Here is a 19,021-nt window from a genome sequence, read left to right as displayed (position 1 = left end):
CTACTCCAGTTATCGTTAGAACAGCGAGATCTCGCTGATGCGAAGATCAGTGATCAGCATGGATCCGGGCGCATGGGTAATGCAAAACGGGGGTTTGCTGGTCTGCAGTACGGCTTGCGGCGTAACGCCACAAGCCCAGAACACCGGCACCTCGCCGGGTCTTATCTCGACGACGTCGCCGTAGTCGGGTTTGTTCAGGTCCGCAATGCCTATGGCTGCCGGATCGCCAAAATGCACGGGTGCGCCGTGCACGTTCGGAAAGCGGGTACAGATCTGGATGGCACGGATGGCGTCGGCCGGCGTCATCGAACGCATGGACACCACCATCGGACCTTGAAACCGGCCGGCAGGGGCGCATGGAATATTGCTGCGGAAGATCGCGACATTGCGCCCTTCCTCGATATGGCGCAGCCTGATGCCGGCGTCCATCAAGGCATGCTCGAACGAGAACGAGCAGCCGATGGCAAAGCCGACCAGATCATCGCGCCATAAGGACGAAACATCCGTCGTTTCCTGCACGCGTACGCCGTTTTCCCAGACGTAGTAGCCAGGCAGATCGCTGCGCAGATCGATCTCTTCGCCCAACAGCGGCAGGAAGGGATCGCCCGGCTGAGTCATGCCGATGACCGGACAGGACTTGGGGTTCACATGACAAAAGGCCAGGAAGTCGTCGGCCCAGTCCTTGGGCAGGATGGCCAGATTGGCTTGTACGAAGCCGGGCGCCATACCAGATGTCTGGCCCTGTATCGCGCCTGTGCGTATCTGTTGACGAAGTTCGCGAGGGATCAATGAATTGCGAGTCACGCCGTGCATCCTAAAGAAAATAAGCTGAGACCGGCTATTAAAAGGCAGTCGGGCTATACAAACAAACGATTTAAAGTTATGGTCTGCCATCACTTTTTATGATGGCATAAAGAAAAACATGATTACCCTTAAAAACCTGGAAACCTTTGTGTGGGTGGTCCGGCTCGGCGGATTTGGTCATACAGCGAAACGCCTGAACACCACGCAATCTGCGGTGTCGCAGCGCATAGCACAGTTGGAAAGCACCATAGGCATGCCGCTGATAGATCGTCAGCCACGACGAACGGTGGTCACGCCCAAGGGCCGCGAACTACTGCCTTATGCGGAACAGATGCTACGGCTGCAATCCGAGATACAGCACACGGTCGGTACATCGGATACCTTGCGCGGCCATATCCGCCTCGGTGTGGCCGAGACCATCGCGCATACCCAACTGGTTGGACTGGTGCAGAAGATGCAGACGGTCTATCCCTCTGTTGTTGTCGACATCGAGGTAGACGTTTCAGCGAACCTGCGGGATTCCCTATTGCGGGGTGATCTGGACATGATCATTCCGTCGATGCCCATACTTGCGCCCAACGTGCGCAATCACGATTACGTGCGCTACCCCATGGCCTGGGTAGCGCCGCCCTCGCTGCCCCTGCCCGCAGGCCGCATCACCTTGAAAGACATTGCGCAGTTTCCGATCATCACTTATTCCAAAGTGACTCATCCTTACCAGGGCCTGCGCGACATGTTCGTGCGCGCTGGCATTGCCGACTTCAAGCTATACGGCAACACCTCTTTGTCGGCCATCGCCCGCATGTGCGCCGGAGGCATCGGCGTATCCGTCATGCCGCCCACAATCATTCAGTCCGAACTGAAAAGCGGGGAACTGCGCATCGTCGATGTGGTCGACGGACAACTGGAGGACCTGCAATTTACCATCAGCTATGTCTTGTCCGCCGACGCCTACCTGCTGGAGGCCATCGCCAGGCTGGCCCTGGACCACCGTTAGGCAGCCAACCCGGCAAGCGCAGCATCCATGGCGTGCAGCGCGGCATCGACCTGATCTCGCGTAATGACCAGCGGGGGCAGCAGGCGAACGATGTTGTCACGCGCCGTCAGTGCCAGCACGCCTTGCTGCCGGAAAGCGCTCACGATTTCCGTATTGGGCGCGATGGCCGGCAGGCCTATCATCAGGCCTGAGCCGCGCAGCGGTGCCCGTATCAGTGCAGGATGCCGATCGACCAGATCGGTCAGGCCCTTGCGCAAATACACGGCAATATCCTGCACGGAATCCAGGAATCCGGGCTCGGTCAGCACGTCCAGGACGGCATTACCCACCGCCATGGCTAGCGGGTTTCCGCCGAAGGTGGTGCCGTGGTTACCCACCCCAAAGCCCTGCGAGACCGCCTCGGTTGCCAGACATACGGCCATCGGAAAGCCGGCACCCAGGCCTTTCGCAGTAGCCATGATGTCGGGCGTGATGCCCGACCACTCATGACAATACAGCTTGCCGGTACGGCCATTGCCGCTTTGCACCTCGTCCAAAATAAGCAGCAGACCATACTCGTCCGCAAGTTGGCGCAGGCCCGCCAGGAACTCAGCGCTGGCAGCCCGCACGCCGCCCTCGCCCTGTACGGGCTCTACCATGATGGCCGCCGTGTTTTCGCGTATCAGTGCCCGCACGGAATCCAGGTTGCCGAACTGGGCACGGTCGAATCCATCCATATGGGGGGCATAGCCCTCGCGGTACTGTTCGCCGTCGCCCGCCATGATGGAGGCGAACGTGCGCCCATGGAAGGCCCCATCGAATACGATGGTGCGCCATCGATCGGGCTGCCCGCTGACATCGAAATAGCGGCGCGCCAGCTTCAAGGCGCACTCGACAGCTTCCGCACCGCTGTTGGCAAAGAATGCGCGATCAGCGAAGCTCGCCTCGCACAGCCGATCCGCCAGCCGCTCCTGACCCGGAATACGAAATTGATTCGATACGTGCCATAGCTTGCCGGCCTGCTCGGTGAGCGCCCGTACGATGTGCGGATGGCTGTAGCCCAGGTTGTTCACACCGATCCCGCTGGTCAAGTCCATATAGGGGGTGGCGTCATCGGTGTACAGGTAGATGCCCTCGCCACGGCTGAAAGCCAGCGGTGCGCGACGGTAGGTGTCCATCAGGTGTTTGCTCGACATAGAAACCTTGGTTGTAATGGTTAACGTAGCCCGGCCAGCCGCTCAGCCGACTGCCTCTGCCGCAGTCATCTGAAAAATCGCTGTGGCGTTGCCGCTGTCAAAACCCAGGTCCAGCTTCTTGCCCTCTTGGGCGTGATCTACGCGGTCGCGCGAAATAAACTCGTAAAACGAGCCGGGCACGCGGCGCAGCACACAACCCTGCTCGCTGCGGAACACGCGCTCGACCTGGGCTGCACGGTAAGCAGTCTGACGCACGCTGCCGCGGGCGGCAACTTCTACATTCGGCTTGATGGACCGCCCCAACTGCTCTTGCTCATCGCGCAGCTGTTCTACATTAGGCACCCGGTCAGTTACATGATTGAAGGCATTGCCTTCGGTGCTGATCCAGGCCATTTCCTGTGATTCTGCCTGAAGGATCTCATAATCCGCCAGGGCCGGCGTGCCATGCTGACGATCAAAGCAACGGAACATCGCCGTCAGCAGGGCCAGGGCATCGCGCCAAGGCAAGGCGCGCTCTGCCGCCAGTGTGTTCAGCAAGTCATGATGAATGGCGTCCAACGGGTCGACGCTATCGGCCACCACGCGTTCCGCCGCCTTTTGAAAAGCGGGAGAGAACCGGTCGACATGCAGCTCGCTGACGAAGAACTGAGGCATCTCTTCAGGCAGATCGTCGTGCACATAAGAGCGCCCTGTCATCTTCAGGCGCGGCAAGGGATAGATTTCGTTAAGCCGATAGCCCAGCGGCGCCAGCACGCGCGTCAAGCATTCCTCACCGCCCGGCAGGGCACCGCAGCGCGGCAACGCGACCGTGCGCACGGCACCGTGGTCGAAGAAAACACGCCCACCCGTAGCCAAGGTATCTTGTGTGTAGGCCTTGCCCTCGGGCACCCGCTCCAGCAAGTCGCGGAACAACAACATGTTCAGTGCGAAAGCCAGTTCAGCCCGGCTGACGAGGTTCTGGTCGGGATCAGGATTAATGCCTTTGTGGAATACTTCCGGGATATGCATCAATTGCATGAGCTCGCCGCTGCGGGCCTCGCCCAGACAGGCGTTTAATAGAGTAACGAGAGGGGTCGACACAGTAGACATAGGAAATCGCTTGCAAGGATAATGAACGAAGGCGCCTGGCAGGGCGCCGGATGCAAAGATTATCGAAATGTTCGACAGCAGCGTAAAGCGAAATTAACTTGCCCTGGCATTCCTGGCTGGAATACCATGGCGCTATCTTATGAGAACCCGCTACCCTCCTCTTCCGGCCCTGACCGCCTTTGAAATCGTCTACCGCCTGCGCAGCATCAGCAAGGCCGCACAAGAGCTGTCCGTTACCCAAAGCGCCGTCAGCAAGCAGATACAGAGCCTGGAAAGCTTCTTTGACCTGACGCTGTTCGAGCGTCGCCCGCGCAGTTTGCATCCGACAGCCGCGGCGGACCTGCTCTGGGCGCGCCTGGTTCCGTGCCTGGATGAACTTGAAGGCGTCGTTCGCGAGATGATGGCCACCCGGCAAGGCGGCGGTGTACTGAACCTGGCCGTCGTGCCCACCTTCGCCACGCGCTGGCTGATGCCGCGCCTGCGCAAGCTGGCGCATACACATCCCGGTCTGGTGCTGAATCTTTCCACGCAACTGGACCGCTTCGAATTCTCGGGCACCGGCCTGGACGCGGGCATCATCTTCGGGCAGCCCGACTGGCCCAACTGCGACTATGACCTCATCGCCGAAGAAAGCCAGGTGGTCGTGTGCAGTCCATCCTTTATTGCCCAGCATGGGCGCCCAGCGGCACACCCCGACATCGCGCGCTTCAAGCTGCTGCATTCCGCATCCCGCCCTAACGCCTGGCCCCGGTGGTTTGAGTTTCACGGCCTGCCCGAGCCGGCCGGAGCGCCGGGGCCGCGTTTCGATTTGTTTTCCATGGTGGCCGAAGCGGCGAAGGCCGGACTGGGCGTGGCCCTGCTGCCCGAACTGTTGATCGATGACGAGTTGAAGCAAGGAGCCTTGATCCGCTTGTTTGCGGTGGAGCCGTATTCGGCTGGCGCCTACTACTTTATCTACCCACGCCCGAAAGCCAAGATGTCGGGCTTGCAGGCATTTCGCGACTGGCTGCTCGATGAGGCCAAACAAACATAGCGGGCCGACAGCAGTGGCCCCGACGGGCATTTGCACCGGGCCGCGATTGCTTTTAAGCTGTCGGGTTCATTCAGAAGGAGCACACATCATGACCCAAGCCACAGCCCGCCACATCCTTGTCGCCACTGAAGAACAGTGCCAAGACCTGAAAACCGCGATTGAAGGCGGCGCAGATTTCGCCCAAGTGGCAAAAGATAATTCCAGTTGCCCATCCAGCCGCGACGGCGGCAACCTGGGCAGCTTTGGCCCCGGCGACATGGTGAAGGAATTTGACGAAGTCGTCTTCAGCGCCCCGCTGAATGTCGTGCAAGGGCCAGTCAAGACCCAGTTTGGCTACCACTTGCTGGAAGTCACAGATCGTCAGGACTGATCGCATCAGCCCTGGCTACCGTGTTGCACCTGAAGCCAGGCGCAGCACGGTATCCTGGCGGTAATAAAGCGCCAGCAAGCCATACCACTCGGGCAGTGCGCTCGCCAGCGGAGCCGGATCCACAAAGAACGCCTCCGAGCTGACAGCGAAAAACTCCGCCTTGTCAGTCGCTGCGTAAGGATCCAGCGGCAAGGTATCGAACCAGGCGGCGCCTTCCTGCGATTCGGGGTCGACATCAGCGGGTATGGCTTCTTCTACCAACGTCAAGGCACGCTCGAAGCGATCGAACGCATCGTCCAGAACTTGCCGCCACCGCGCGGGCGCAAGCTCGCGATGCGCCGACAGGCTAGGCATGCCATCGGCTTCGCCGGCATAAAGGTCCAACTTGTGAGCGAACTCGTGAATCACAACATTGGTGCCATCGGCCAAACCGCCACTGCTGTCTTCCCACGACAAGATAACGGGTCCGCCTTCCCAGGCCTCGCCGGAAGCCTCTTGCACGTATTCGTGCACAACGCCGTTCTCATCGACATCGGTGCGTGGAATAAGAAAGCCACCCGGATACACCACGATTTCCGTCCAGCCTTCGTATACGGCCAGATCCAGGTGCAGCACAGGCAAGGCAGCCTGGACCGCAATGGACAGACGGATTTGGTCCGAAATAACCAGCCCATGCACGCCGGTGAAGCTTTTACTTGCAAGCAGCCAGGCTACCCGCTGACGCAGTGCGGCGCTTTCTTCAGCGGAAAGTCCTGACAGAAAATGATGCGCGCCCAAAGCCTCTAGCCAGGCGCTATCGGGAATGCGGGCCAGCTCGCGCGCTGTTTCGCGCAGCGATGCCCCCCGTCCGGCCAACCATCGGAACATAGAAACCATCCACTCGTGTGATGAACTGCCTTCTGTATATTAACTGCCGCCACCCCGGAACGGGCTAGCCGGCGCGCCGTTTGACAAGGCTGCGAGACGCCTGCAGCACGGCATCAGTCAATGCCTGCATCGCCTGGGAATTTACCCGCCAATGTTGCCAGTAAAGTGGTACGTCCTCCCATGCGCGTGCTCGTAACGGCAACAGCCTACCAGCATCCAGATGGTGCTGGACCAGCGGCAGCGGATTCATGGTCCAGCCCAGGCCGCTTAAGGTGGCCTGTACAAACGCACGCGACGACGGCAACCACCACACCGGAGGCTGCCATGGCGCGGCGCCCATAATCCTGCCGGCAAACTGGCCTTGCAAGGCATCCTTGCGGTTAAAAACCAATACGGGTGCCTGCGCGACGCTGCGTGCGTTGACCCCTTTGCTGAAGAAGCGCGCATGAAACGCCGGCGAGCAGGTGGCGACATAGCGCATGGAACCCAGCGGATGCAGCCGACACCCCTGCACTGGGTCGGCCAGCGTCGTGACCGCTGCCAGCACCGAACCGTTGCGCAGCAATGCCGCCGTGTGGTCCTGATCTTCCGACTGCAGATCCAGCGTGGCACTGGACTGCGTGGCGAATAGTTCGGCAGCGTGCATGAACCAGGTTTCCAGGCTGTCGTGATTGACCGCCACCGCGATGCTGGGTTGAGCCGCCTGGTCATCCAGGCCCAGGCGTTCAAGCGCGTCGTGCTCCAGCACTGCGGTTTGCTTGGCCAGTTGAACCAGCACCTGGCCATCGGACGTGGCAGTCACGGGCACAGTACGTAGAACCAGCAGCCGTCCCATGCGCTCTTCCAGCGCCTTGATACGTTGCGAGATGGCGGAAGGCGTGACGGACAGCGCCATCGCTGCGCGCTCGAAACTTCCTTCATGCACCACTGCGGCCAAAGCTCGCAGGTTTCCGTGATCGATTCTCATGTCATTAGCGAAACTTAATGTGCTTAACTTTAATTAGCTTTAGTTTACACGGCGCTTAAGCCAGAATGACATCCCGGACCCGGCACAAACACTGTCATTACCACCTGGAAAGTTATTCAGAACATGCTGTCATTCGTTTCTTCTTCCGCGCAACTCACTGCCTGGGCAAGTGGCACCGCCACGGGCCTGGGACTATTTGCCGTGGTTGGCGCGCAAAGTGCGTTCATCCTACGGCAGGGGCTGCTGCGGGCGCACCTGATCAGCATTCTTTTGCTCTGCGCACTGATCGATGCCGTATTCATCTTCGCCAGCGTATGGAGCTTGCAGACGATCACGCATTGGTTTCCCTGGTTGACCGACGCCATCTTGGGGTTCGGCGTCTGCTTTCTTTTCTGGTATGCCTTGCAGTCGGCGCGGCGCGCCTGGCGGCCTCAAGCCGCTGCCGCCATGCACCGGGCAGTTCCCTCGCGCCGGGCGGCCTTACTGGGCGCCTTGGGCTTCACATTGCTTAATCCGCATTTCTGGCTGGACATGATGGTGGTCGGATCGCTGGCGCATGGTTTTGCCGACGGCCGGCTGGCGTTTGCAGCCGGCGCCCTGTCAGCCAGCGTACTGTGGCTGGCAATCCTGGGGGCCGGTTCGCGCCTCCTGGCGCCGGTCTTTGCCGATCCGCGCGCCTGGCGGGTTCTGGACGGAACCATTGCCGTCGTGATGGCCGGGCTGGCGCTGCGTCTGGCAACCGGCACGACCTAGGCATCCGCGGTCAAGATTCGCCCAATTCGCCCATCAACCGGTCCAGCTCGTCTTGCGAAAACTCCATGCCCGTGAAATCTGACGGCGTATAAACCGCCGTCGCAGAGGACGCGCAAGCTTGGGCCAGGGTCACAAGCTGTTGCTCGAAGCGCTCGAGCAAAGCCTTGATGGTCTGCGTCGTGTGTTGCGCGCCATGGCGGCAAGACAACACCAGACAGCCCTCTTCCTGCCAGCTATCGAAAGCCAGTAAATGGCGGCGACCGGCCTGCGGGCTACGCTCCTGACCGGCACCCAGGCGCATCAGGGCCAGCTCGCTTCCCCCGAACTGCTTCAATTCGCCCACAAAATTGAAAGAGATGGCTGGCTCGATCTGCAGATCCGCTTGCCCACCATAGCGCAGCATGCCGTAGCCTATGCCCTCGTCCGGTATCTGTCGCAAACCCTCCTTGGCGACGATGATCCAGGCAGCAGCGTCTTGCAGGGGCGCGGGCAGCATCAGGGGATACCGTGTCGTAAACCAGCCCACTGTGCGGGACAGGTCGACGGTGGCATCGAAGGGTCGTCGTCCATGGCCTTCCAGTTCGATGGCCACCGCCCCGCTGGCCCAATCAACGAGACAACGGCCCAGGCAAGCCAATACCGCTTCGTGCGCGCGCAAGCCGAATACCTCTGCCATGCCTGTCAGATAAGGGCTTGCCGTATCGGGGGCTATGCGCAACTGCACCGCTTGCACATCGCCTTCGCGGTTCGACGCTTCGGGAAGGTCGGCAGGCACCGGCATGCTTGCTTGGGCTTGCGCCGCGACCCTATTCCAGTAGGCCTGCGAGCCCGATACGGCACCAAGCTGCTGTGTTAGTGAATGCGCCCACCAGGACCACGAGGTTGAAGCAGCGGCAATGGCATCCGGACCTTTACTGAGGCCGGCTTCAAGGTCATCCGCAATAATGCCCCAGGACACCATGTCGGTCATGCCATGATGGACGGCGACGACAACGCGCGAGCCCTGCTTGCCTGCCCGGATCGCCCCGAGCGCGATGATACGGCCGGCGGCCAAATCGATGCCGTCCATCAACTGGTCGGCCAACTGGTCGGCCAACTGGTTCTCCATGGCGTGCAGGCTTGCGGCGCTAGCGTTGTCGGCCTCAAGGACCACAACGTCCAGCACATCGCCGGCGCCCACTTGCTGTACCAGCTCGCCCCCCGCTGCATTCCAGCGGGTTCTTAGCGCATCGTGCCGGCTTACCATTGCTTGAAGTATCGACTGCAGGGTAGCGTGGTCCACATCAAGGGTCGTATGAAACACCGCCGTCAGGCACCACCGGTTACGATCCGCCATGGGTGTTTCCAGAAACCAGCGCTGGATGGGCGTCAAGGGCACCGGACCTGTTATCGGCGACAAACCCGCAGCGGCGCCCTGAACGGGCACAGCCAGTTGCGCCAGCGAGCGCAAGGTGGGTGCCTGGAACACCTGTGTAGGCGTCAGGGCCCAGCCCGCCGCCCGGGCTCGGCCTACAATCTGGATGGCCATGATGGAATCGCCGCCCAACGCGAAGAAGTCGTCGTCCAGGCCAAGGTCGTCACATTGCAATACCTCGCACCATAAATCATGCAGAATATTGGTGGCCGGCGTCGACGCTCCTGGCCCGGCTAGTTTGCTGTCATCTTCAGCCACTGGCACGGCAAGCTCGGCAAGGCTATGCAGCACAGCCTGCCGGTCGATCTTGCCGTTCACTGTCAATGGCAGCTCCGGCAATACGATGGCGCGTGCCGGCACCATGGCTGCCGGCACGCGCTCGGCAAGCCAGGACAGCACGGCTTTTTTCTCGATGGCCCCCGCCATCGCAAGAACCAGGCTGGCCTCCCTGCCAGCGGTGGCATCCACCAATACGACAGCATCGCGCACGCCTGGGTAGCTCCTGATCAAATCGGCGAGCCCGGCCGGTTCGATACGGTGGCCGCGTATCTTCACCATATCGCCCATGCGCCCGACAAACACGATGGCGCCATCCTGACGTCGGTACCCTCGATCACCCGTGCGATAGCTGCGTTGCCCCGCTGCGTTGACGGAGAATGCCTGGGCCGTGGCATCACTGTGGGTGTAGCCGGCCGCGACAGCCGGGCCGCTGATGGCGATTTCGCCTTCACCGCCGTCCTCCACTGCGCGCCCCTGGTCGTCCACGATACTGACGCAATATCCGAGCAGGGCGGGTCCAATCGGCACAATCGCCTCGCCTTCCAAGCGTAAAGCCGGGGCAGCTTCGGTCATGCAGGCCCCGATCGTAGTTTCGGTGGGGCCGTAGTGGTTATAGATTCGGCAAGTTTCCGATAAGGCGCGTATGCGATCAAACAAACGCCAGGTCAAGGCATCGCCGCCCAGAATCAGGGCGCGTTGGGGCAATAGCGCAGCCGCCTGGGGCGAATCAAGCAGCGCTGCCAGATGGGCCGGCACAATCTTCAATGCATCTACCGGCGTTTGCGTGAACCAGCGCTGCATCGCGTCCGGATCGCGGGCGGTCTGGGCATCCACGGCGTGCAGCAGGCCGCCCGACCATAGAGCGCCCAGCACGGAGGTATAACCCAGGTCGGCCGCAAATGAGGTCACGATGGCAAAGGACATGGGCCCGTTTGTTTGCAGCCGCTGGAACAAGGCCGAGACATAGGTCTGGACAGCCTCAAATGAAATGCGCACGCCCTTGGGCCGGCCGGTTGAGCCGGAGGTGTACAACACATAGGCAATATCGTCAGCCGCCACGGCCCTGCAGGGTAAAGCGGCGCCTTGGGCCTGGAGCGGCGCAAGGGCGGCACGCGTCCATGGCACGGTAGGTATGGAAGTCGGCTGGCGACCCGCGGCAGGGTCAGCCACCAACACGGTGGCGCCGCAGTCTTGCAGGATGGCGGCGTGATGGGCATCCGGGTGCTCGTCGTCCAGCGGGACAAAGGCAGCGCCCAGGCGCATGATGGCGAGTATTGCGACCACCGGCCCCAGACCGCGCTCCAGCCTGAAGGCCACATGGTCCCCGGCGCGCACCCCCGCTTGCACCAGGCGGCCGGCCAGCTCTGCGGCCTGTGAGTCCAGCGTCTGGTAGTCAACGATGCCATGACGATCCCTCACGGCGGGCGCCGCAGGCGTCACTGCGGCGTGGCGGGCCACCTGCGCCGACAAGGTGTGCGCGCCGTCCCAGGCAACTCGGGTCGCCGTAACCATGCCGGCGTCGTCTGGGCCATCCACGAACTCTTCCAATATCGACACATACTGATCCAGCCAGCCTTCCGCGCGGACAGCATCGAAAAGGTCGCGGTTGTAATGAGCATCGATACGCAGGCCGCGATCGTCGATCTGCATGTTCCAGTTCAGGTCCCAGCGTACAGCGCCGTGGGTGTTGGCATCGACCGCTGTCGTCAACCCCGCAAACTGGGGTGCGGCCGACATGCGATCCAGATTGAATGACACCAAGGCCAATGGCGGACGGGACGGATCGCGACGCAGCTTCAGATCCTTGAGCAGTCGCGCATAGGGATAATCGCGATGCGCCATGGCTGCAGAGACGGCCCGCTGTGTGTCATGGATCAACTCGGCATTGTCAATGTTGGACCCGGTGGCCAGCCGCAAAGGCAGCACGCCTACGCAATAGCCTACCAGGGTGGGCGCCGCAAGCTCGGGCTGCCCCGCCGAAAATATCGCGACCACGGTCTCGTCCTGGCCGCTAAGGCGCGACAGCAGACGGCCATAGGCGGCAAGACATATCGAAAACAACGAGCAGCCATTGCGCCGACCCTGCGCTTCCAGCCGTTGCAGCAAGCCTGCAGGCAATCGGTCGCGGCTTGCCCGGGCACCGGCAAAGGTCTGCAGCGCCGGGCGCGGCCTATCCAGCGGCAGGGCCAAGGGCGCCGGCACGTTGGCATAGAGATCCTGCCAGTACGCCGCCAGCTCTGGCAGTGAGGCACGTTGACGACAGTGGTCGATATAGCGGCGATAGGGCACCGGCGGCTCGAGCACCGCTGGCCGCTGTTCAATGCGTGCGCTGTACATTTCTGCCATCTCGAGCGCCATCACTTGCATGGACCAGCCGTCCGTCACGACGTGAGGCATCACAACCACCAGCCTAAACCGTTGGGGGCCATGGCGGACCACACAGGCTCTCACCAGCGGCCCCTGTTCCAGGTCCAGCGGTGCCAGCACCATGCGATCCAGCCATGCCTGTTCAGGGCCGTCGTGCTCGGGATCGAAATCGATCACGCTAACATCGGGCACCAGCGCGGAATGAATCAACTGGCTGCTGCCCTCCTCGGGAAAGGTGCTGCGCAAGGCTTCATGCCGGTCAACCAAATCGGCCAACGACGCTACGAGCGCCGCCACATCCAGATCACCTGTGAAGTCAAAGATGAGCGATTGGTTGTAGGCGGCGGACGTCTCGGGGCTGAAGGCGGCCAGCAGTCGCAAAGCCTGTTGCCCAGGCGTGGTCGGCACCCGCTCCGGGCCGGTTTGCGCGGCGGGTTGTGCCGCTGCTTGTCCTGCGCGGGCGCCGGTAGCGAGCATGCCGGCCTTTTGCATGCTGCACACCGACTGGCGCACCGCGTCTTCGATCTGGTCAAGGTCCTGGTCGGTATGCGCGGTCGAAAGAAAGCAGGTGCGCCCTTCCCAGACATATACGCCATGCTGGATCAGGTGGTTGTAGAACAGATCGCTGCCACCCACGAAGCGGAATAGCGACGAGAAATTGTGTACGGATATGCCGGCTTCCAGTGCCTGCAGCACGTCATTAAGACGAGCCGCGAATGATGCCGTCCGCTGGTTCAGCGATTCCTGCAGGCCGGGTCCCGCTGCCTCCAGATGGCAAAGTACGGCCTGCGCCGTCGCCATGGTCAGTGGATTCTTGTTGAAGGTGCCGGCAAAGAAGGTGCGTTCGTCGCGCGGCGGATCGTTGCCATCGAATGACCACGCTCCGCCATCCAGTGCGTCCAGGTAACGGGCCTCGCCGGCCACAATGCCTATCGGCAAGCCGCCACCCACGATCTTTCCGTAGGTGACGAGATCGGCGCGCACACCAGCCCAGGCCTGCGCCCCGCCTTGCGCCACGCGAAAGCCCAGCAACACTTCGTCGAAAATCAACGCGGTGCCCGATTCACGCGTAAGCGTGCGCAGCTGCTGCAAAAAAGCGCGCGGCTGGCGGTCGGGGCGGCGACCCTGCACTGGCTCGACGATGACAGCAGCAAGGGTATGGCCCTCGCGGGCGAGTATTTCCAACGCGCCCGCTTCATCGCCATAATCCAATACCAGTACATCGCCCACCATGCCCGCCGGAGTCCCACCCGCCAGCGCAACCGTTGCTCCACCGGCGCCCACCTGTGCCAGCGTACCGTCGAAGTGACCGTGATACGAGCCGGAAAACATGGCGATGCGCTGCCGACCCGTTGCGTGACGAGCCAGGCGCAAGGCCGTCATGACGGCTTCCGTACCGCTATTGCAGAAAGCGGCTCGGGCATTGCCGGTAAGGCGGCAGATACGCTGCGCCACGTCGCCGGCAAGATGGGCTTGAGGACCAATGAACAGGCCGCGATCACGGATATGATGATCGATGGCATCGACGAGAAAGGCCGGGCTGTGGCCGAACAACTGCACACCAAAGCCCATCGCGATATCGACGTACTCGTTACCATCAACGTCGACCAGCCGGCTGCCCGATGCCCGCGCCCCCACGATGGGATACAACATGGAGCGGGTCTCGGTACGGAAGCCCGCCACGGCCCGACTGTCCGCCAGATACGGCCCGTACTCGCGCCGCTGCGCCTGAGAGCCACGGCTGCGGTCTACATAGGCTCGCGAGAAACTGGCCAGGGCCTGAAGATCACCCAGCGCTGCCAATGGGGCTGCCGGCAAGGCCGACTGCGGTGGCGTGCTTGCCCCTGCCGCGACCGTCGGCGACACTGTTGCCGCCGTCGCTTGGACAGCAGGAGCTTGCGCCAGGTTCTGCACGATGTAATCAAGCAAGCGCCTGGGGCTGCCCAGGTTCTCGAACAAGGCCCGGCGCGGAACGGCGACTGTCCAACGGCGCTCCAATGTCGCTACGGCTTCAGTCAAGGCCAGGGAATCCACACCCAGCTCCAGGAATCCGCGATCAGAGTCCGCGTCAGCCGACGCCAATTGCAACGATCTGGCCAGGGCTTCGGCGATCTGTTGCCGTTGTTCTTGTGGGCTTTGTAGCTGAACAACCGAGGCATGGTCTGCTGTCTCAGTCGCTACAGATGCCAGCGCAGCGCCAACTGCGACTGACGCCTCTGATGGCGCCATGGCCACCGCCTGCTGCAAAGGCACCCAATGCCGTTGATCGGCAAAGGGATAACCGGGTGCGGCGATTCTTTCCGATGGCGCATAGATCTTGTCCCAGCGGACATCGACACCGCTGACAAACAGGTGCGCCAAGACATTGCCCAAGGTTTGCGAGGCCGGTCGGTTGCGCCGCAAGGTAGGCACCAGAACAGGCGCCTCGCCGAACCCGGCGGCTCGAGACGCCGCAGCCATCAGTGCCGGCGCCGCTCCCACCTCGATCAGCACACGGGCCCCGGTCGCCGCCAGCGCGGACATCCCTTGAGCAAAACAAACCGGCTCGCGTATGTGCCGGACCCAATAGGCTGGCGTGTCGAAGGGCGCGGCCAGCGTACCGGTCAGGTTGGACACCAGTGCAGCGGTGGGTGGGCGCAAGACGACGTCAGCCATGGCAGAAGCGAAAGGTTCGAGCGTCGGTTCCATCAGCCGGGAATGAAAAGCATGCGAGGTGCGCAGCAACTGGCAGCCAATGCCCTGGGCCTCCAGGCCGGCGCATAAGGCAGCGACATCTGCTGCCGGACCCGACACCACGAACTCGTCAGGCGCGTTAATGGCTGCAATATCGACTTTCGATAGCAGTGATTCCACTGCGGATGGCAAGCTGGCCAGGGACGCAAAAACCGCGGCCATGCTGCCTGCCTCAGATACTGAGGCCATGAGCCAGCCGCGCTGCACCACCATGCGCAAGGCATCGTCCAAATTGAAGACACCAGCGCGGCATGCGGCCACCCACTCACCCAGGCTGTGCCCTATCGATACCTGCGCCTCGATGCCCCAGGCCTGCAGCCTTTCCGCCAGCGCATAACCCAGGACGAACAAGGCTGGCTGGGCCAGCCTTGTGTCGGCCAGTTCGTTGTCCGGGCCATCGTCGAACATGGTTGCCACCAGCGAACATCCGATCAATGGGTCGACGATGGCGGCGCAATGGTCCACGACACCTCGAAACACAGGGTCGCTGCCGTAAAGGTCCTTGCCCATGCCTACCCACTGGCTGCCTTGTCCGGTGTACAGGAAACCCACCTTGGGCGCGTCCGCGGGCGCGATGCCGCGGGCACCGATGACCGGCGCTTCGCCTGCAGCGACTGCGCGCAGGCCGGCTACGGCTTCGGCTAAGTCGTTCGCCACGATGGCCGCACGCACGGGAAACCGACCCCGTCCAATGGCCACGCTGGCAGCCAGACCGCGTAAATCAACGCCGCCTTTCTCGAGCCAGTCTGCCAGCGTGGCGGCCAGCCGATCAAGACCTGGTGCATCGGGCGCCGACAAGGGCAGCACGATAGGGCTGTGATCAACAGCTGCGACGTGCTGGGCAGCCGCCTGGAGAATGACATGCGCATTGGTCCCGCTGAAGCCGAAACTGCTGACGGCGGCGCGAGCCGGCCCGCCTTGGGGCCAGGGCCGGGCCGCAGTCACTACCTGGACGGGCAGGCGGTCCCAGGCAATGCGGGGGTTCGGCTCGTGCTGATGCAAGGTGGGGGCAAGCTTGCCGGACTCCAGCGCGAGGATGGCCTTGATCATGCCGGCAATGCCGGCGGCCGCTTCAAGATGGCCAATATTGGTTTTAACCGACCCCAGCAGCAAGGCTGCGTTGCGGTCCTGGCCATAGGCATCCGCCAGCGCCTGGACTTCGATGGGATCACCCAGCGGCGTGCCCGTGCCATGGCATTCCACGACCTGCACATCGGCAGGCTGCAGGCGCGCGTCGTGCAAGGCCTTGCGTATGAGGGCGGTCTGGGCAGACGCATTCGGCGCTGTCAAAGAGCTGGCCCGCCCATCATGATTCACGGCCATACCGCGCACGATGGCGCGCACATGATCGCCATCACGCAAGGCATCGGACAAGCGCTTCAACACCACAAAACCCCCGCCCTCGCCGCGCACATAGCCGTCGGCTGCGGCATCAAAGGTTTTGCAGGCACCCGTCGGGCTAAGCATGCCCGCCGCAGCAAAGCCCCGAGTCAGCGTGTCGTTGATCAGGAGGTTCACCCCGCCGGCCAGGGCCATGTCGCATTCGCCCTGCCGCAAGCTGCGACAAGCTGCGTGGACGGCGACCAGGGAGGAAGAGCAGGCGGTATCTACCGCCATTGCCGGGCCGGTCACGTCCAGCAAGTGGGCCAGACGCCCAGCCGCTGCGCTGGCCGAGTTGCCCGTCGTGGCCAAAGGCGTGTAGCCAGTGCCGGCACCCTGAAAGCGCACGCCGTAGTCGTGGGTGCTGATGCCGACGAACACGCCAGTGGCGGGCGGGCGGCGCTGCGCATCCGCCGCCCCGGCGTCCTCGAGCGCATGCCAAGCGACCTCCAGCAGCAAGCGATGCTGCGGATCCATATAGGCCGCTTCGCCGTCCCGGATGCCAAAGAAGGCGGCGTCGAAACGATCGATATCTTCAATATAGCCGCCCGCCGGCAAACCCTCGCCCTCGGGCCTGCCAGCAGGCGCTGGTCCAACTGCGGCCTGCCCCGACGCCAACAAACGCTCGTAAGCCAGTGCGTCGGGTGCGCCCGGGAAGCGGCAGGCCAGGCCGACTACCGCGATCAGGTCGTTGGATGCCGCATCGTCGTCCCGATTGTGGAACTGAGCGCCTTGCTCGGCGGCTTCTGCTGGTGCACTGGGCGCAAAATGAGCCAGCAGCCGTGCCAGCGTTGGATAATCGTAAGCGGCGGTTTCGGGCACTGGCACACCCAGCCGTTGCTCCAGCGCGAAGGCCAGTTCCGTCGAAGCCAAAGAGTCCAGGCCCAATTCGGCAAATCCACGGTCCGCCTGCAGATCGGCTGCTGGCAGGTTCAGCCGCTGCGCCAGCCAGTCCACCAACCAGGCGCGCAAGCTGTGGTGATCCAGGCCCTGATCCGCTGCAGCTTCCGATGCTGCAGCCTCAGCGACGACCGGTGCTTGCGCTTCCCACTGCGCAATTGCGGTCAACTCGCCAGCCAGGTACGCCCGCTTGTTTGCCATGCGCTGTATCTTGCCGCTGGACGTACGCAAGACCGTGCCAGGCGGCACCAGCAAGATACGCGACAAGGAAATCTCGAGCTCCTGCCAGACGGCTTGCGTAATGGCCGCGAAGATAGGCTCGGGTGCAGTGCCGCGTTGCGAGCGCTCCAGTTCCTGCACCAGCACGACCTGCTCGCGGCCTGTGCCCGACGCTGCAGGCTCCAGATAAAAGGCGGCGCCATTATCGCGCCTCAGTGCCGCATGCGAACGTTGCGCCACCCACTCGATATCTTGCGGATAAAAGTTGGCGCCCGCCAGAATAATCAGATCTTTGATGCGGCCCGTAATGAAGAGCTCGCCATCCACCAAAGCCCCCAGGTCGCCAGTGCGCAAAAAGCCGCCCGCCTCGGGCTCCTGCGCTATCGTGGCGCCAAAAGCCGCTGCCGACTCTTCCGCACGCCGCCAATAGCCCGCGGCAATGGTCGGTCCGCCAACCCAGACTTCACCCACTTGATCAGGCGGGCAACGTTGCAAGGTTTCAGGATCGACGATGGCGATGGGCACATCGGGCAAGGCACGGCCGCTACCCGGCATCAAGCGCGTAGCAGGCCCCGCCTCGTCCACCACCAGCACCCGCCCATCGGCCAGTGCATCCGTATCGAAATACCTCAATACCGGCAACTGACCCACCGGATTGGCAGTCACCGCCAAGGTACTTTCGGCCAGGCCGTAGGCCGGTGCAAACGCTTCCCGCTTGAACCCGTATTCGGCGAACTCCTCCACAAACTGATCCATGACGGCCGGGTTGATGGGTTCGGCGGCGTTCATGGTCATGACCATGGTGCTCAAGTCCAGCCCGGCCCGCTCTTCTACAGCGATACGCCGGCTGCACAGATCATAGGCAAAGCTGGGCGCTGCCGAATGCGTGCCGCCAAAGCGCGACATGGCCTGCAGCCACAGCAAGGGCTTCTGCAAGAACGTATTGGGTGCCATCTGCACGGAGCCACAGCCAGAATACAGCGGCTGCAACAGGCCGAAAATCAAGCCCAGATCATGGAAGGCCGGTAGCCAGCTGACCATGACGGACTTCTCTTGCAGTCCCCAGACATCACCCATGCGTTGCAAGTCATCCAGCAGGTTGCCGTGACTGACCCTGACCCCCTTGGGCATGGCGGTCGAGCCGGATGTGTATTGCAGGAAAGCCGTGTCTTCTGCCCTGATATCCGCCGGCATAAGATCTTCCTGATCAGGAAGATCATCGATGGCCACCCACGACAAGGCCCCAAGGTGCTCGTTCGATACGCGCCACTCGTCTGTGGCGCCCAAGAGCGCCTCGCTGGTCAGCGCTACCCGTGCTCCCGAATCAGTCGCGACGGCCACCAGCCGCTCGATCAGCCGGTTGCGGCGCGGCGGGTTGATCGGCGTGGCAAGCCGACCGCTCCAGAGGCAGCCCATGAAGGCGGCAAGAAAGTCGGCCCCGGCGGGAAACACCAGCAACACGGGCTCGCCGGGCTGGGTGTCGCGCATCAGGCGGGCGGCGATGGCACGTGCTCGCGCCGCAAGCTCCGGTGCCATCCAGCGGCACTGCTCTTTGCCCTGGCTATCAAGAAAGGCGTACCACCAGCCATCGCCCGGCGAGCGCGCACGCTGATCCAGTATGTGAGGCAGGAAGAACGGGAGGCTTGGCTTGTCGTTGTCGCTCATGAATGGCTC

10 protein-coding genes are annotated in these 19,021 nt (G+C 62.4%); 4 read left to right on the top strand and 6 right to left on the bottom strand.

What is annotated here, in order from left to right; translation table 11 throughout:
- Nucleotides 1-15: 15 nt before the first annotated feature.
- Nucleotides 16-813, bottom strand: coding sequence for a putative hydro-lyase (locus CKA81_RS16555; RefSeq protein ID WP_128356290.1), 798 nt, complete (start codon nt 811-813; stop codon nt 16-18).
- A 109-nt stretch (nt 814-922) separates the two neighbouring features.
- Here CKA81_RS16555 and CKA81_RS16550 point away from each other — a divergent pair, with 109 nt between their 5' ends.
- Nucleotides 923-1,801 (top strand): LysR family transcriptional regulator, encoded by an 879-nt coding sequence (locus CKA81_RS16550; protein ID WP_128356289.1) that lies wholly within the window; start codon nt 923-925, stop codon nt 1,799-1,801.
- Here the strand turns inward: CKA81_RS16550 and CKA81_RS16545 are convergent.
- Together CKA81_RS16545 and CKA81_RS16540 are read right to left on the bottom strand one after the other, a co-directional pair.
- The gene (locus CKA81_RS16545; RefSeq protein WP_128356288.1) at nt 1,798-2,976 is read right to left on the bottom strand and encodes an aspartate aminotransferase family protein; all 1,179 of its coding nucleotides are present in this window, start codon (nt 2,974-2,976) and stop codon (nt 1,798-1,800) included. The two genes, CKA81_RS16550 and CKA81_RS16545, sit on opposite strands and share 4 nt — an antisense overlap.
- 42 nt (nt 2,977-3,018) lie before the next feature.
- Nucleotides 3,019-4,056, bottom strand: coding sequence for a DUF1338 domain-containing protein (locus tag CKA81_RS16540; protein WP_394342562.1), 1,038 nt, complete (start codon nt 4,054-4,056; stop codon nt 3,019-3,021).
- 148 nt (nt 4,057-4,204) lie between these two features.
- On the opposite strand from CKA81_RS16540, the gene CKA81_RS16535 reads away from it, so the two are divergent.
- Nucleotides 4,205-5,098: a LysR substrate-binding domain-containing protein gene (locus CKA81_RS16535; protein WP_128356287.1), complete on the top strand. Its 894-nt coding sequence runs from the start codon at nt 4,205-4,207 to the stop codon at nt 5,096-5,098.
- Between the two features lie 88 nt (nt 5,099-5,186).
- Nucleotides 5,187-5,468 carry a peptidylprolyl isomerase gene (locus tag CKA81_RS16530; protein ID WP_128356286.1) on the top strand — a complete coding sequence of 94 codons (282 nt, stop codon included), beginning with the start codon at nt 5,187-5,189 and terminating at the stop codon, nt 5,466-5,468.
- A 15-nt stretch (nt 5,469-5,483) separates the two neighbouring features.
- Here the strand turns inward: CKA81_RS16530 and CKA81_RS16525 are convergent, their stop codons facing one another.
- Complete coding sequence (locus tag CKA81_RS16525; RefSeq protein ID WP_128356285.1) at nt 5,484-6,335, bottom strand: M90 family metallopeptidase; 852 nt, start codon at nt 6,333-6,335, stop codon at nt 5,484-5,486.
- Between the two features lie 64 nt (nt 6,336-6,399).
- Entirely contained in the window at nt 6,400-7,302 is a 903-nt protein-coding gene (locus CKA81_RS16520; RefSeq protein ID WP_128356284.1) for a LysR family transcriptional regulator ArgP, read from the bottom strand.
- A 123-nt stretch (nt 7,303-7,425) separates the two neighbouring features.
- On the opposite strand from CKA81_RS16520, the gene CKA81_RS16515 reads away from it, so the two are divergent.
- Nucleotides 7,426-8,055 carry a LysE/ArgO family amino acid transporter gene (locus tag CKA81_RS16515; protein WP_128356283.1) on the top strand — a complete coding sequence of 210 codons (630 nt, stop codon included), beginning with the start codon at nt 7,426-7,428 and terminating at the stop codon, nt 8,053-8,055.
- 10 nt (nt 8,056-8,065) lie between these two features.
- On the opposite strand, the gene CKA81_RS16510 is transcribed toward CKA81_RS16515, so the two are convergent.
- Nucleotides 8,066-19,012 (bottom strand): type I polyketide synthase, encoded by a 10,947-nt coding sequence (locus CKA81_RS16510; RefSeq protein ID WP_128356282.1) that lies wholly within the window; start codon nt 19,010-19,012, stop codon nt 8,066-8,068.
- Nucleotides 19,013-19,021: the final 9 nt, after the last annotated feature.

The sequence above is a fragment of the Pollutimonas thiosulfatoxidans genome, from assembly GCF_004022565.1.
Classification (GTDB): Bacteria; Pseudomonadota; Gammaproteobacteria; order Burkholderiales; family Burkholderiaceae_B; genus Pusillimonas_D; species Pusillimonas_D thiosulfatoxidans.
The sequence above is the reverse complement of the archived record's forward strand: the minus strand, read 5'-3'. Positions and strand labels throughout refer to the sequence as shown.

Bases quoted from the DNA above. Each gene is read 5' to 3' on its own strand.
- CKA81_RS16545 (WP_128356288.1), bottom strand. From the start codon at position 2,976: ATGTCGAGCAAACACCTGATGGACACCTACCGTCGCGCACCGCTGGCT.
- CKA81_RS16535 (WP_128356287.1), top strand. From the start codon at position 4,205: ATGAGAACCCGCTACCCTCCTCTTCCGGCCCTGACCGCCTTTGAAATC.
- CKA81_RS16550 (WP_128356289.1), top strand. From the start codon at position 923: ATGATTACCCTTAAAAACCTGGAAACCTTTGTGTGGGTGGTCCGGCTC.
- CKA81_RS16520 (WP_128356284.1), bottom strand. From the start codon at position 7,302: ATGAGAATCGATCACGGAAACCTGCGAGCTTTGGCCGCAGTGGTGCAT.
- CKA81_RS16515 (WP_128356283.1), top strand. From the start codon at position 7,426: ATGCTGTCATTCGTTTCTTCTTCCGCGCAACTCACTGCCTGGGCAAGT.
- CKA81_RS16510 (WP_128356282.1), bottom strand. From the start codon at position 19,012: ATGAGCGACAACGACAAGCCAAGCCTCCCGTTCTTCCTGCCTCACATA.
- CKA81_RS16530 (WP_128356286.1), top strand. From the start codon at position 5,187: ATGACCCAAGCCACAGCCCGCCACATCCTTGTCGCCACTGAAGAACAG.
- CKA81_RS16555 (WP_128356290.1), bottom strand. From the start codon at position 813: ATGCACGGCGTGACTCGCAATTCATTGATCCCTCGCGAACTTCGTCAA.
- CKA81_RS16525 (WP_128356285.1), bottom strand. From the start codon at position 6,335: ATGTTCCGATGGTTGGCCGGACGGGGGGCATCGCTGCGCGAAACAGCG.